This is a genomic window from Micromonospora sp. NPDC047187, from assembly GCF_040643355.1.
Lineage (GTDB): Bacteria > Actinomycetota > Actinomycetes > Mycobacteriales > Micromonosporaceae > Micromonospora > Micromonospora salmantinae.
Genome location: NZ_JBEYUF010000013.1, coordinates 50,676 through 64,586, shown reverse-complemented (window position 1 = coordinate 64,586; position 13,911 = coordinate 50,676). Strand labels below are relative to the sequence as shown.

Below are 13,911 nucleotides of genomic sequence, written 5' to 3'. Positions count from 1 at the left end.
GTCAGGTGTTCAGCCGCTCTCCTCGGCCCAGACCCGCCAGTCGTCAAGCACGCCGTGCAGGGCCGGGGTGAGCCAACCCGGCGCGGACCGCCGGAACACGCCCGGGTCCATCGCGCCGGCGCCGTCCGGCAGCGCGCCGAGCAGATTCGGTACCAGGTCGGTGAGGTTGGTCCAGTGCACCAACTCCGGCCGGGCCGGCCAGGCTCCGATCACCACACCGGCCGGCACCGCCCTACGGTCCAACGCCTCCAGGGTCAACGCCGTGTGGTTGAGCGTGCCCAACCCGGCGCGGGCGACCACCACCGCTGGCGCGCCGAGCGACACCGCCAGGTCGGCCATCGTCCACGGCTCCCCCGACGGTCGCAGCCCCATCGGAACCAGCAACCCGCCCGCGCCCTCGATCAACACGAGGTCGTGCTTGTCGGCCTCCGCGCGGACGGCGTCCACCGCCGCGTACAACTCCAACGGCGGCAGGTCGGCCACCCGCGCGGCGGCCAACGGGGCGAGCGGATCCGGGTAGCTGGCCAGGGTCCGACCGGTCAGCGGCGCAGCCAGCCGATTCACCGCGTCCACATCGCCGGGCTCACCGCCGGCCGTACCGGTCTGACCGGGTTTGACCACCGCCACCCGCAGCCCGGCGGCCTGCGCGGCGGCCGCGATCGCCGCGGTCACCACCGTCTTGCCGACCTCGGTGTCCGTCCCGGTGACGAGCACCGACCCCGCCCACCCGGTCACGGCGCCACCTCGGTTCGCGACTGCGGGGCTCGCAAACCCCGCTCACTCCTCGCGCTCACGGCGCGGTGTCCACTATGACGTCCAGCGCCCGCTCGAACTCCGCCCGGGGCACCCCCGCGCTGACCGTGAGGCGCAGGCGGGAGCGGCTGTCCGGGGTGGATGGTGGCCGGAAACAGCCCACCGCGACGCCCCGGTCCCGGCAGTCCGCGGCCCACGCGGTCGCCGCCTCCGGCCCCGGGGCGGTCACCGAGATCACCGCCGCGTCCGGGGCGGAGACGGTCAGCCCGGCCGCCCGCAGCCGACCGACCGCCAGTCCCACCCGGTCGGAGAGTTCGGCGCGCAGGTCGTCGCCGGCCTGGGCGAGCCGCAGCGCCGCGTGCACACCGGCGGCGACCGCCGGCGGCAGTGCCGTGTCGAAGATGAACGTGCGCCCGGTCTCGACCAGATGCCGGACGAACTCGGCCGGGCCGGCGACAACGCCACCCGCGCCACCGAGCGCCTTGGACAGGGTGGCGGTGACCACCACGTCCGGCTCGCCGGCCAGCGCGGTGGCCGCCACCGCGCCCGCGCCGGCCGGGCCGGTCAGGCCCAGCGCGTGCGCGTCGTCGACCAGCAGCAGCGCGCCGTGACGGCGGGCCACGGCGTGCAGCCGAGCCAGCGGGGCGAGGTCACCGTCGACCGAGAAGACCGACTCGGTCACCACCACCGCCGGGCGGCCGGGAGCGGCGGCGAGCGCGGCGGCCACCGCGTCGACGTCGGCGTGCGGGGTGACCACCGTCTCCGCACCCGAGATGCGGCAGCCGTCGATCAGCGACGCGTGGTTGTGCGCGTCGGAGACGAGCAGCGTCCGAGGTTGGACGAGCGCCCGCAGCGCGCCGAGGTTGGCCAGATAGCCGGAGGAGAAGACCAGGGCGCCATCGGTGCCCAACCAGCGGGCCAGGTCCTCCTCCAGCGCCCGGTGCGCGTCGGTGGAGCCCCGGACCAGTCGCGACCCGGTAGCCCCCAGCCCGTACGCCGACAGGGCCGCCGTGGCCGCGGCGATGACGTCCGGGTGGGTGGCCAGGCCGAGGTAGTCGTTGCCGGCCAGATCGGTCATCTGATCGTCGGCCGGACGCGGATGCAGTCGCCTGGTGAGCCCGGCCTTCGCCCGCAGCTCCGCGCGGCGGTCGAGCGCCGCCAGCCAGTCCGCCACCGTCACCCTCCCCCGCTGTGCGTGCCGGTCAGCCCGACACCCGCCGGGCGAAATTACCACCCGCCGCCACCAGCCCGACGATTCCACTCGGTGCGAGTGCCGACCGGGCCGCCAGGGCATTCCGGCTGATCGGGCGGCCCCAGGCCTGTGCGAGAGTCCCCGGCCGGCCTACGACGGACCCAGACAACGACCGGCCGCGTTGGATGTTCGTCTGGATACAACACCGGTATCCAGACGAACATCCGCCTTGCCGGACCGCCGCCTGGACTCCGTCTCGGCTCGACCGGGGACTCTCGCGCAGGCCTAGTAGGGTACGAGCCATGTCAGAGATCCTCGACCAGGCCCGGACCCAGGTCCTGGGTGACGGTGTCGGCCTCGATCAGGCCGGCATCCTCGCCGTGCTGAACCTGCCCGACGAGCACCTGCCCGCCGCCCTCCAGCTCGCTCACGACGTGCGGATGCGCTGGTGCGGCCCGGAGGTCGAGGTCGAGGGGATCGTCTCGCTCAAGACCGGCGGCTGCCCGGAAGACTGCCACTTCTGCTCGCAGTCGGGCCTGTTCACCTCGCCGGTGCGCTCGGTCTGGCTGGACATCCCGTCGCTGGTCGAGGCGGCGAAGCAGACCGCCGCGACCGGGGCGACCGAGTTCTGCATCGTCGCCGCGGTCCGCGGTCCGGACGCCCGGCTGATGAAGCAGATGCGCGAGGGCGTCGCCGCCATCAAGGCGGCTGTCGACATCCAGGTCGCCGCGTCGCTGGGCATGCTCAGCAAGGAGCAGGTCGACGACCTGGTCGACATGGGCGTGCACCGCTACAACCACAATCTGGAGACCTGTAAGTCGTACTTCCCCAACGTGGTCACCACGCACTCGTGGGAGGAGCGCTGGGAGACGCTGCGGATGGTGCGCGACTCCGGCATGGAGGTGTGCTGCGGTGGCATCCTCGGCCTCGGCGAGACCGTCGAGCAGCGGGCCGAGTTCGCCGCGCAGCTCGCCGAGCTGAACCCGCACGAGGTGCCGCTCAACTTCCTCAACCCGCGTCCCGGCACTCCGCTCGGTGACCGTCCGGTGGTGGAGGGCAAGGACGCACTGCGGGCCATCGCCGCGTTCCGGCTGGCCATGCCGCGCACCATCCTGCGGTACGCCGGTGGTCGCGAGATCACCCTCGGCGACCTCGGCACCCGTGACGGTCTGCTCGGCGGCATCAACGCGGTGATCGTCGGCAACTACCTGACCACGCTGGGTCGACCGGCGACGGCAGACCTGGAGCTGCTGGACGAGTTGAAGATGCCGGTCAAGGCGCTGTCCGCCACGCTGTGACGACAATGACGACGACGGAGCTGTGGTGTGACCGGTGCGGTGAGTCGGCGACGGCCACCGCCCATCCGGCCTGCGCGTCGGCCCGTCAGTTGGAGCCGCCCCGGTTCTGCCCACGCTGCCGTCGCCGGATGAAGGTGCAGGTGCTGCCGGTGGGCTGGGCGGCGGTCTGCGTCGAGCACGGCGAGATCCGGGGCTGAGCCGGTGCTGCGGGGGCGGGCGGTGACACTACGACCGGCGACGGTCGCGGACGTGCCGGCCCTCGCGGCGATCCGGGCCGACCCGGAGGTACGCAGGTGGTGGCGGGGCGGCGACGACCTGGCCGACTCCGTGCGCGCCGACCTCGCCGACGACGACCTGCACGTGTACGCGATCGAGCACGACGGCCGGGTGATCGGCGCGATCCAGTGGTACGCCGAGGCGGACCCGGACTACCGGCACGCCAGCCTGGACGTCTTCCTCGACCCGGAGGAGCGCGGCGCCGGCCTCGGCGGTGACGCCATCCGCACCCTGGCCCGACACCTGATCGACGAGTACGGCCACCACCGCTTCACCATCGACCCGGCCGCGGCGAACAGCGCCGCCATCCGGGCGTACGCGAAGGTTGGTTTCCGCCCGGTGGGGGTGCTGCGCCGCTACGAGCGTGGCGCGGACGGCCGCTGGCACGACGGCCTGTTGATGGACCTGCTCGCCGACGACCTGGTGGAGTGACTCAGGCGTCCCACAGCAGGTGGCCGTCGGGCAGTCGGCGGGCGCCCTCGGCCGGCCGGTGCGGGCTGATGCGGCCGTCCGGCATCAGGTGCGCCACGGGGACTCCGCCGCCCAGCGTCGCGACGTCGGCGATCAACCGCCGGTGGCAGCGCCACCACACGCTCTCGCTGCACATGATCGCGGTGGTCCGACGGTCCACCCCGGCGAGCACCTCGGCGAGCGCGTCGTCGAACTCGGCCGTCCGCGTGTGGGCGGCGTACGCCCGGAACGCCGCGACCGTCCACCAGGTGTCCGGCTCCGGCTCCCCGGCGGGGACGTGGCGTCGTCCGCCGAGCCGCGGCTCCCAGCGGTAGTCGACGCCCCACTCGGGCAGCCACCGTTCGAGTTCCTCGCGGCGGACGTCCGGGTTGGTGCGGCTGGCTGGGTATCGCCGCACGTCCACCACCTGGGCGATCCCGGCTCCGGTCAGCAACTCTCCCAGCCGGCCCCGATCGGCGCCGCCGTGCCCGACGGTCAGCAACTCCCGCACGGTGTTGGCTTGCCCGGAATTCCGCCGACCTATCCCACCCGAGTCCGCCCGCGACGGCCGGGCGCCGCGGATCTTGGACAGTTGCCGCCCGCGAGCCCGCGAGCGGTAACTGTCCAAGATCTCGTCGCGGTGTCGGTCAGGCGATGGCGCACTGGGTGTTGTTGACGGTGAAGGCTGTCGGTTTCGGGTTGGCGCCGCTGTACGTGCCGTTGAAGCCGAAGCTCACCGACGCGCCCGGGGCGATCGTGCCGTTGTAGGACAGGTTCGTGGCGGTGACCGCCGCCCCGCTCTGGCTGATCGTCGCCGACCAGCCCTGACTGACGCTCTGCCCACCGGGGAAGCTGAACCGTAGGGTCCAACCGTTGATCGCGGTGGTGCCGGTGTTGGTGATCGACACGTTGGCGGTGAAGCCGCTGCCCCAGTCGGTGGTGGCGTACCCGACCGTGCAGGTGCCGCCGACCGGCGGGGCCGCTGTGGTCACCGCGACCGGCGTGGACGCCGCAGAGGTGTTGCCCGCCGCGTCCACGGCCACCACGTAGAACTGGTACGCGGTCGAGGCGGTCAATCCGGACACCGCCTGGGTGGTGCCGGTCGGCGAGCCGACCAGCGCGTCGGTGGCGCCGGCCTCGCGGTAGACCCGGTAACCGGTGACGCCCACGTTGTCGGTCGACGGGGTCCAGGCCAGTGTGAGCCCGGTGGCGGTGACGGCCGAGGCGACCGGCGTGCCGGGGGTGCTCGGCGGTGTGGTGTCGGCGGTGCCGGTCGGTGGCGTGGTCACGCTGAGCTTCGGCGAGGCGGCCGACTCGTTGCCCGCGCCGTCGCGAGCCACGATGGTGTACTCGAACGTCCGCTCCGGCAGCAGCGTGGTGATGGTGATCGAGTTCTCGGTGACCCGTCGGGTCGCCACCACGTCGTTACCGACCATGAACTCGCGGACGTCGTACCCGGCGAGGCCGCTGCCGCCGCTGTCAGTGGACGGCGCCCAGGTCAGGGTGACAGTGCGGGGGCCGAGGTTGGACGCCACCGGGGTGCCGGGGACGGTCGGCTTGGTGGTGTCCGGTACGACCGGGCCCGGCTCCTCGCCCCAGACGCGGGTGGCGCCGGAGTAGAGCGGCACCTTCCGGTTGGGCCCGGCGGTGGCCTGGTACGACGGGTCGTTTGTCGGGTCCCAGGTGCCGCCCTCCGGCACACCGATCTTGAACTGGACCTCCATCCGGTGCTGCGACTGACCCGCCGGGGCGATGGTGTGCCCGGCGCAGTCCACCTCGACGTACCAGATGTCGCCGCTGAACTGCTTGGCAGTGGTCGGGGACGGGCAGCCCTGGGTGTAGCCGGCGGTGACCTGCACCGGGCCGGTGCCGTCGGGCCGGAAGTAGTACCGGAACCGGCCGTCGGTCAGCGCGCGGGCCGGGAACGCGGACTTGTTGTAGACCATCACCTTGAGCCCGGTGGCCCGAGGTTCGGCCTGCGTCACAGTGGTCTCGACTGTCAGCTCGTCGATGTCCGGCGTCTCGGCGACCGGGAAGTTCGCCAGCGGCGTGCCGCCGTACTCGGAGGTCAGCCGAACCAGCGCGGACGTGAAGCCGGCGTTGTAGTCGGTGGCCACCTCGTTCATCACGTAGTCCGAGCGGCTGTCGCTGTACGCGTCGTTGGCCGAGGACGGGCCGCCGACCAGCGCGCCGTAGAGGGTGTGCCGGGTCTCCACCGGCACGGTCTGGCTGTCCCACCAGGAGCCGTGTGCGGTGCGGTGGTGCGGGTTCTTCGGTGCGTTGGCGCCGAACCCGATGACGTAGCTGGAGTTACGGGGGTTGTCGCCGAGCGCGTAGTTGATCTGCCGGACGGCGAAGTCGTGGTAGCGCGCCTTGCGGGTGGTGTCGGTGGTCTTGTCGCTGTAGACCAGCGCGGCGAAGGAGGTGTTCGCGGCGTAGCGCAGCGCGCCCCAGGAGTCGAGCACCGCCATCCCGCCGGGCGAATACGGAACCCGCTGCCCGTTCACGCCGACGGTCCAGTAGTCCAGCCACCGGTTGGCGTCGTCGACGTACTTCTGCTTGCCGGTCAGGTTGGCCAGCAGCACGTACGCGCCGAACTGCTTGTTGTCCCAGGCGATGGTCCACTTGTAGGAGCGGGTGGTGGACTGGTTCTCCGTGCCGAGCTTGTCGTACTCACTCTCGGCCTTGGTCAGGTAGCTGGCCTCGCCGGTGGCCCGGTGCAGCCAGATCGCGGCCCAGACCAGCTCGTCCTGCCAGCCGCTCCACGAGCGGTAGAAGCTGGTGGCGTCGGTGATGCACTCGTGGTAGGCCTTCCGCACCGTGTCGGCGAAGGTGTAAAGCTGCCGGGCGTGCCCGAGCAGCTTGTCCGCGTAGGCGGCGTCGGTGGGCCGGAACACCATCGAGGAGGCGGCCATCGCGGCCGCCGTCTCCCCCGCCAGGTCCGCGCCGCCACAGCTCGCATCGATCTTGTACGCGGGCCGCGCCATCGGCATCACCTCGGCCGGACCCCACCACTTGTGGTCGTCGTCGCCCTTGCCGACCTGTCCGTAGAGGACGTTTGCCGACGGGTGTGCCTTGATGAAGTAGTCGTTGACGAAGCGCAGGTTGTTGAGCAGGTGCGGCAGTTGCCCGGAGGAGGTGTAGCCGCTGCGGTACTCGACAGCGCCCCAGGCGAGCATCGTGGCGCTGAACGCCATCGGGAAACCGAACTTGACGTGGTCGCCGGCGTCGTACCAGCCGCCGGTGAGGTCCACACCCGCGCTGGCGCCGTCGGTGAGGGCGCTGTCTCCGCGCCAGGAGACCCGGTTCCAGTCGGGCAGTCGACCGGACTGCTGCGCCTCGTAGAAGAGCAGCGACTTCTGCAACGCCTCGGCGTAGTTGTAGGTCGCCGCCGGCGCGGCAGCGGCGGGCCCGGACGGTGGCGCGGTCACCGCGAGGGACGCGCCGGTGAGCAGCGCGACGCCGAGGGCCAGCAGCCGCCGCGGCCAGGGCTGGTCGGCGGCCGGCGACCGGCCGGGCTGGCCGCTGAACGGCCGGGTCAGGTGGCGCATGGCGGACTCCTGTCGGAGGCGCCGCCGGCGGTCGCACCGACGCGGGACGGCGTACGGGCGGCACGGCCACCGGCGACAGCGGGGTGGCGGTGTGACCACGGGTCATGGAAGCGCTCCCATGGATAACCGACAATGTAATGGGCGGGTCGCTGGTTGGGAAGCCTGCCAACCGGGGCCGGTGCGTGCGACGCCGCTTCCGTACTCGCGAGTAACCAGTGCGGACCATTTCACACCATCGACGCACTTCGATTAGTGCTCGCCGTTTGCGCAGCTCACGACGGGAGCCTCCGCGAAGACTGTCGCGGTGTTCGAGCGCTCCGGCGGCCAGCCAGACGAACGTACTGTTGCTGACCCACTACCAAGCGCGAGACAGTACCGCTCACCAGCGGTGCCGTCGACGCCGCCGCTCCCTGGTCAACCCTGAGGAGAAGCGATGGCACCACGACTCGCCGACGACACCGCCTGGACCGACATCCTGACCCGCGCGGTGGCCGCCACCCCGGAGGCGTTCGGCGCCGAGGTAGACGGCGTCACCACACTGCACAACCTGGTCGAGGGCGAATGGCGGGCGGTCGGCCAGCCCACCCCGGTCCGCACCCCGGTGGACAACACCGTCCTCATCAACCTGCCCCGGGTCGACGCGACCACCGCGCGCGCCGCGGTCGCCCACGCCGCCGCCGCGCACCGGGCCTGGGCCCAGACCCCGCTGGCCGACCGCAAGGCCCGGGTCGCCGAGGCCCTGGACTCGCTCACCGCCCACCGCGACCTGCTCGCCCTGCTGCTGGTGTGGGAGATCGGCAAGCCGTGGCGGCTGGCCTGCGCCGACGTGGACCGGGCGCTCGACGGCGTCCGCTGGTACGCGGGCGAGATCGACCGGATGCTCGCCGACGGCCGCGAGCCGCTGCCCGGCCCGGTCAGCAACATCGCGTCGTGGAACTACCCGATGAGCGTGCTGGTGCACGCCGAGCTGGTGCAGCTCCTGGCCGGCAACGCGGTCATCGCCAAGACTCCGTCCCAGGGCGGCGCGGTGTGCCTGACCGTCGCGCACGCGCTGATGCGCCGGGCCGGGCTGCCCGCCACACTCGTCTCCGGCAGCGGCGGGGAGCTGTCCGAGGTGCTGGTCCGGGCACCCGAGATCGGCGCTGTGGCGTTCGTCGGCGGTCGGTCCAACGGCGGCAAGGTGGCCGCCGCGCTGCTCGACAGCGACAAGCGGCACTTCATCGAGCAGGAAGGTCTCAACGCCTGGGGCATCTGGAACTTCTCCCAGTGGGACCTACTCGCCACGCACCTCAGGAAGGGCTTCGAGTACGGCAAGCAGCGCTGCACCGCGTACCCCCGGTTCGTGGTGCAACGCGACCTGGTCGACGAATTCCTCGACATGTACCTGCCGGTCGTCCGCTCGGTCCGCTTCGGTCACCCGCTCGCCGTCGGCGACGACTGGGCCACCGGTGACCCGCTGCCCGAGCTGGACTTCGGTCCGCTGATCAGCGCCGCCAAGGCCGACGAGCTACGCCGCACTGTCGACGAGGCGGTCCGCGGCGGGGCGATCCCACTGCACCGGGGCAAGCTCACCGGCGCGCCGTTCCTGCCCGGGCAGGACACCTCGGCGTACGTGGCACCGTCGGTGCTGCTCGCCCCGCCCGGACGGTCCCGGCTGATGCACGCCGAGCCGTTCGGTCCGGTCGACACGATCGTCGTGGTGGACACCACCGACGAGCTGCTGGCCGCCATGAACGCCTCCAACGGCGCGCTGGTGGCGTCGCTGGCCTGCGACGACACCGACGAGGCCGGCAAGCTCGCCGTGGACCTTCAGGCGTTCAAGGTGGGCATCAACAAACCACGCTCACGCGGTGACCGGGACGAACCGTTCGGCGGCCGGGGCGCCTCCTGGAAGGGCGCGTTCGTCGGCGGCGACCTGCTGGTGCAGGCAGTCACCGTCGGCGGCGACAGGCGGCTCTACGGCAACTTCCCCGACTACAACAGCTACCCCACCACCTGAGCACCGCAACGGGAGAGGCCCCCTTGTGGACGCTGGCGCGCACAAGGGGCCCTCGTCGGGCCCTAGACGCCCGGCGTGACGAACGCGGCCTTCCGGTCCGCCGGCGCGGCGACAGCGAGCGGGACGGTGAGGGTGAGCAGCCCGCCGTCGCGCTCCGTCGCGGCGGGCCGGCCCAGCCGGTGCAGCGTACGCAGCATCGGGTCGTTGGTGGCCTGCACGTGCAACACCAGCGCCGCGTACCCGGACCGGTCGGCGTGCTGGACCACCCGGCGCAGCAACGCCGAGCCGAGCCCGCGCCGCTGCCAGTCGTCTCGCACCAGCAGCGCCACCTCGGCCTCGTCGCCCTCGCCGAGCAGGTTCGCCATGGCGACCACCGACTCGGCAGTGCCGTCGGCGCCGGTGGTGCTGGCGATCAGCGTCAGCCCTCGGCTCGGCTCCAGCAGTCGACGCAGGCGGGCCGGCTGCGGCAGCGCCGCGCCGCCCAGGTAACGCCGCTGCCGCGTACGGGGTGAGCACGCCTCGTGCAGCTCCGCCACGCCGGACAGATCGTGGGCGCTGGCTGGCCGGACGGCAACCTCCGCGCCGTCGGGCAGCACCACTGTGACCTGCTCGGCGGCCCGGCGCGCCACTGTGGCGGCCAGCTCGACAAGGGCCTGCGCCCGCGCGTACTCCGCCGGGGTGAAGTCGGGCGCGGCCCGGCGCAGCGCGAACGAACCGCCCGCCGGGTCGGCCAACAGCATGGCGGCCCCGGTGATCCCCCGCTCGCCGCCCACCGACGCCGGTCGCCAACTGACGACGTCGGCGGCGAGCAGGGTCTGCAACGCCTCGCCCGTCGCGTCCGGGTCACGCACCAGCCGGTTGGCCAGCCCGAGCACCCGGGTGGGCTGGTCGGCCAGACCACGCGCCTCACTGCGCGCCACCCAGCAGTCCCGGCCCCGACCACGCTCGACCGCGGCGATCAGCTCGGCCTCGTCGAGCGCGTCCGGCGCGTCGACCAGGAAATCGTCCACCGCGCCCTGCTCGGTGGGCTGCACCTGCACGGTGAGGATGTTGACCCCACGCAGCGCGAGGCTCGCCGTGAGCACCGACAGGTAACCCGGTCGGTCGTCCACAGTCGCTCGGATCCGCCACAACGTCATGGTTGGCTCCCTTCCCCGGTAAGAGCCTCATCCCCGCCTGTTGCCGCCCGGTTGCCCGGCGGTGTCGGCCCGGGAACTCCTCGGGTCGCTCAGGGGCCGGCGACCACCGGCGGCGCGCCGACGAGATCGAGTCGGTCACCGAGGATCACCGCGCAGGCGCGGACGAGCTGGGTGAGCCGATCCACCTCGGTGCTGTGGAACGCCGCGGCGGAGAGGGTCTCGCTGCGTTCACGGGCCACCACCAGCACCAGGCCCGCCCGGCCGAACGGCGCGATCGCGTGGTGGGTGCCGTCGGGTGTGGTCATCGACCGGCCGCGCAGCGGGGTCACCTCCGGCAACCGCGGGGGTACGGGGGCACGCCAGCTCGCGTGCCCCACTGTCGCCCCACCGCCCCCGCTCCGCGAGGCCCAGTCGACCGGCACCACGGCGGCCACGGCCCAGTCGGCGGCCAGCAGCCCCGGCACCGCGTCGACCAGGGTGGCCAACCCGTCGGCCGGGTTGGCCGCGACCTGGGCCAACAGCTCCGCGTCCTGGCCGGTGGTGGTGGGCGCGCCGATCGCCCGCCACACACCGTCCACCCGCACTCCGGGGATCGCCGCGAGGCCAGCCAGCAGCCGCTCCACCCGCGCCGCGCCCGGCCAGACGACAGTGAAGTCGTCCACGGCACGCCCGCCGAGCCGTTCGAGGACCACCACCTGGACGATGTCCGCCCCGGAGACGCCCAAGGTGCGGGCGACCTGACCGAGGGTGCCCGGACGGTCCGGCAGGGTGACCCGAACTCGCAGCAACATGTCTGTCCCTCCGCTCGGCGGGCCGGCAAAAAGAGCGGCCGGCAGGCTGACCCCAGCCTGGTAGTTGACCATTTCGTCCCTGTTGCAGGGGCATGTCCCGAGCGGAAATTCTGACCTTGACAACGTGAGCGGGCTGCCATCAACTAGTCGGATGAGCGATCCGGCCGTCGACGCGTCACGGCCGAGGGCCGATTCCGTCTCCCCGGCGGGGCTGGCCCTGGACCGTCTCGCCGACCATCTGGCAACGCACCGACCCGAGCTGGCCGTCGGGCCGCTGCGCGCCCAGCTGATCGCGGGCGGCAAGTCCAACCTCACCTACCTGCTGCGCCTCGGCGACCGCGAGGTGGTGCTGCGCCGCCCACCGCTGGGGCACGTGCTGGCGACCGCGCACGACATGGCACGCGAGTTCCGGGTCATCTCGGCGCTGGCGCCGACCGAGGTGCCGGTCCCGGGCGCGCTGCTGCTCTGCACCGACCCCGAGGTGATCGGCGCGCCGTTCTACCTCATGGAGCGGATGCCCGGCGAGGTGTTCCGCACCCGCGCGCAAACCGACCCACTGGGCGACGAGCGTCGCCCGGCCCTCGCCATGGCGATGATGGACACGCTCGCCGCGCTGCACAGCGTCGACCCGTCCAGCGTCGGGTTGGCTGACTTCGGCCGCCCCGAGGGCTACCTCGCCCGGCAGGTCCGCCGCTGGGCCGGGCAGCTCGACCGCTCCCGCAGCCGCCCGCTGCCCGGCATCGACGAGCTGCGTGACCTGCTCGCGGCGACCGCCCCGGAGGGCGCGAACGCCGGCCGGATCGTGCACGGCGACTACCGACTGGACAACCTCCTCGCCTCGGCCGACCCGGTCGCCGTGCACGCGGTGCTCGACTGGGAGATGGCCACCCTCGGCGACCCCCTCGCCGACCTGGGGCTACTACTGACGTACTGGGACGTGCTCGGTGGCAGCGACACCGCCGCGGGCAACCCCGTCGCCGACGGGCTCGGCCCGCGCGCCGGCTTTCCCACCGGCGGCGAGCTGATCGACAGGTACGCCGGTCGCAGCGATGTCGACGTCGGGCCGCTGCACTGGCACGTGGCGCTGGGCTGCTTCAAGCTCGCTGTCATCTGCGAGGGCATCCACTACCGCCACACGCTCGGGCAGACGCTCGGCGAGGGCTTCGACCGGATCGGCGAGATGGTGGCACCGCTGGTCGCGCACGGGCTGACCGCCGCCAGGGAGCGGTGATGGACTTCTCATACGACAGCCGGACCGAGGAACTGCGCGCCGAGCTGACCCGGTTCCTGACCGAGCACGTCTACCCGGCCGAGGCCGTGCACGCCGAGCAGGTGGCCACCGGGGACCCGTGGTCGCGTACCCCGGTGTTGGCCGAGCTGAAGGCGGAGGCCCGCAAGCGCGGCCTGTGGAACCTCTTCCTGCCCGACCCGCGCTACGGCGCCGGTCTGACCAACCTCCAGTACGCTCCCCTGGCCGAGCTGACCGGGCGCAGCCCGCACCTCGCGCCGGAGGCGGTCAACTGCGCGGCACCGGACACCGGCAACATGGAGCTGCTGGCCGAGTTCGGTTCGGAGGCGCAGCAGAAGCGCTGGCTGATGCCGCTGCTGGAGGGTGAGATCCGCTCGGCGTTCTGCATGACCGAGCCCGACGTCGCGTCCTCCGACGCCACGAACATCGCCACCCGGATCACCCGCGACGGCGACGAGTACGTGATCAACGGACGGAAGTGGTGGTCGTCCGGGGCCATGGACCCGCGCTGCGAGATCTTCATCGTGATGGGCAAGACCGACCCCGCCGCCGACCGGCACCGCCAGCAGAGCATGGTGCTGGTCCCCCGGGACACCCCCGGGGTGACAGTGCGCCGGGGCATGACCGTCTTCGGCTACACCGACGGTTCTCACGGCGGGCACGCCGAGATCGACTTCACCGAGGTCCGGGTGCCAGCGGAGAACCTGATCGGCGCCGAGGGCACCGGCTTCGCCATCGCCCAGGCCCGGCTGGGGCCCGGCCGGATCCACCACTGCATGCGATTGATCGGAATGGCGGAGCGGGCATTGGAGCTGCTCTGCCGCCGCGCCAACGAACGGATCGCGTTCGGCCGGCCGCTGGCCGAGCAGGGCGTGGTCCGGGAGTGGATCGCCGAGTCCCGGGTCCGCATCGAGCAGGCCCGGCTGCTGGTGCTCAAGACGGCCTGGTTGATGGACACCGTCGGCAACAAGGGCGCGCACACCGAGATCCAGGCCATCAAGATCGGCACGCCGGCCATGGCGGAGTGGGTGATCGACAAGGCCATCCAGGCCTACGGCGGCGCCGGTGTCAGCCAGGACACGCCACTGGCCGCCCTCTGGGCGCAAACCCGCACCCTGCGCCTCGCCGACGGCCCCGACGAGGTGCACCGCAACTCCCTGGCCAAGCGCGAACTCCGCCGCTGGACCCCGTAACCCCCTTCCCGTGTGGGGGT

Annotated in this window: 12 protein-coding genes; 6 read left to right on the top strand and 6 right to left on the bottom strand. The window is 72.5% G+C overall.

The genetic code is table 11. The annotated features are described in order from the left end of the window. Positions 1 to 9: 9 nt before the first annotated feature. Both bioD and ABZ794_RS20880 read right to left on the bottom strand, forming a co-directional pair. Complete coding sequence (bioD, locus tag ABZ794_RS20885; RefSeq protein ID WP_238678930.1) at positions 10 to 714, bottom strand: dethiobiotin synthase; 705 nt, start codon at positions 712 to 714, stop codon at positions 10 to 12. 76 nt (positions 715 to 790) lie between these two features. After that, positions 791 to 1,927 (bottom strand): 8-amino-7-oxononanoate synthase, encoded by a 1,137-nt coding sequence (locus ABZ794_RS20880; RefSeq protein WP_210783213.1) that lies wholly within the window; start codon positions 1,925 to 1,927, stop codon positions 791 to 793. Between the two features lie 320 nt (positions 1,928 to 2,247). On the opposite strand from ABZ794_RS20880, the gene bioB reads away from it, so the two are divergent. The 3 genes from bioB to ABZ794_RS20865 are packed head-to-tail and all read left to right on the top strand — an operon-like array spanning position 2,248 to position 3,951. After that, complete coding sequence (gene bioB / locus ABZ794_RS20875) at positions 2,248 to 3,243, top strand: biotin synthase BioB (RefSeq protein WP_357517042.1); 996 nt, start codon at positions 2,248 to 2,250, stop codon at positions 3,241 to 3,243. A gap of 5 nt (positions 3,244 to 3,248) precedes the next feature. Next, positions 3,249 to 3,440, top strand: a complete 192-nt coding sequence (locus ABZ794_RS20870) for a hypothetical protein (protein WP_238690935.1) — start codon at positions 3,249 to 3,251, stop codon at positions 3,438 to 3,440. Between the two features lie 4 nt (positions 3,441 to 3,444). Beyond that, complete coding sequence (locus ABZ794_RS20865) at positions 3,445 to 3,951, top strand: GNAT family protein (RefSeq protein WP_210783207.1); 507 nt, start codon at positions 3,445 to 3,447, stop codon at positions 3,949 to 3,951. Position 3,952: 1 nt separating this feature from the next. On the opposite strand, the gene ABZ794_RS20860 is transcribed toward ABZ794_RS20865, so the two are convergent. Beyond that, positions 3,953 to 4,480, bottom strand: a complete 528-nt coding sequence (locus ABZ794_RS20860; RefSeq protein WP_238690934.1) for a DUF488 domain-containing protein — start codon at positions 4,478 to 4,480, stop codon at positions 3,953 to 3,955. Between the two features lie 136 nt (positions 4,481 to 4,616). Next, positions 4,617 to 7,520, bottom strand: a complete 2,904-nt coding sequence (locus ABZ794_RS20855; RefSeq protein ID WP_357517038.1) for a glycoside hydrolase family 9 protein — start codon at positions 7,518 to 7,520, stop codon at positions 4,617 to 4,619. 433 nt (positions 7,521 to 7,953) lie between these two features. On the opposite strand from ABZ794_RS20855, the gene ABZ794_RS20850 reads away from it, so the two are divergent. After that, positions 7,954 to 9,519, top strand: a complete 1,566-nt coding sequence (locus ABZ794_RS20850; protein WP_357517036.1) for an aldehyde dehydrogenase family protein — start codon at positions 7,954 to 7,956, stop codon at positions 9,517 to 9,519. A gap of 62 nt (positions 9,520 to 9,581) precedes the next feature. On the opposite strand, the gene ABZ794_RS20845 is transcribed toward ABZ794_RS20850, so the two are convergent. Together ABZ794_RS20845 and ABZ794_RS20840 are read right to left on the bottom strand one after the other, a co-directional pair. Next, complete coding sequence (locus ABZ794_RS20845) at positions 9,582 to 10,658, bottom strand: GNAT family N-acetyltransferase (RefSeq protein WP_357517035.1); 1,077 nt, start codon at positions 10,656 to 10,658, stop codon at positions 9,582 to 9,584. An 89-nt stretch (positions 10,659 to 10,747) separates the two neighbouring features. Next, a complete protein-coding gene (locus ABZ794_RS20840; protein ID WP_238678849.1) occupies positions 10,748 to 11,449 on the bottom strand; it encodes an amino acid-binding protein in 702 nt (233 codons plus the stop codon). A 151-nt stretch (positions 11,450 to 11,600) separates the two neighbouring features. Here ABZ794_RS20840 and ABZ794_RS20835 point away from each other — a divergent pair, with 151 nt between their 5' ends. After that, positions 11,601 to 12,680 (top strand): phosphotransferase family protein, encoded by a 1,080-nt coding sequence (locus tag ABZ794_RS20835; RefSeq protein ID WP_357517034.1) that lies wholly within the window; start codon positions 11,601 to 11,603, stop codon positions 12,678 to 12,680. Continuing rightward, a complete protein-coding gene (locus ABZ794_RS20830; protein ID WP_357517032.1) occupies positions 12,680 to 13,891 on the top strand; it encodes an acyl-CoA dehydrogenase family protein in 1,212 nt (403 codons plus the stop codon). Before ABZ794_RS20835 ends, ABZ794_RS20830 begins: the two co-directional genes overlap by 1 nt. Positions 13,892 to 13,911 lie beyond the last annotated feature (20 nt).

Coding starts and splice junctions, on each gene's coding strand:
- bioB (WP_357517042.1), top strand. CDS start 2,248: ATGTCAGAGATCCTCGACCAGGCCCGGACCCAGGTCCTGGGTGACGGT.
- ABZ794_RS20870 (WP_238690935.1), top strand. CDS start 3,249: ATGACGACGACGGAGCTGTGGTGTGACCGGTGCGGTGAGTCGGCGACG.
- ABZ794_RS20855 (WP_357517038.1), bottom strand. CDS start 7,520: ATGCGCCACCTGACCCGGCCGTTCAGCGGCCAGCCCGGCCGGTCGCCG.
- ABZ794_RS20850 (WP_357517036.1), top strand. CDS start 7,954: ATGGCACCACGACTCGCCGACGACACCGCCTGGACCGACATCCTGACC.
- ABZ794_RS20845 (WP_357517035.1), bottom strand. CDS start 10,658: ATGACGTTGTGGCGGATCCGAGCGACTGTGGACGACCGACCGGGTTAC.
- ABZ794_RS20840 (WP_238678849.1), bottom strand. CDS start 11,449: ATGTTGCTGCGAGTTCGGGTCACCCTGCCGGACCGTCCGGGCACCCTC.
- ABZ794_RS20835 (WP_357517034.1), top strand. CDS start 11,601: ATGAGCGATCCGGCCGTCGACGCGTCACGGCCGAGGGCCGATTCCGTC.
- ABZ794_RS20830 (WP_357517032.1), top strand. CDS start 12,680: ATGGACTTCTCATACGACAGCCGGACCGAGGAACTGCGCGCCGAGCTG.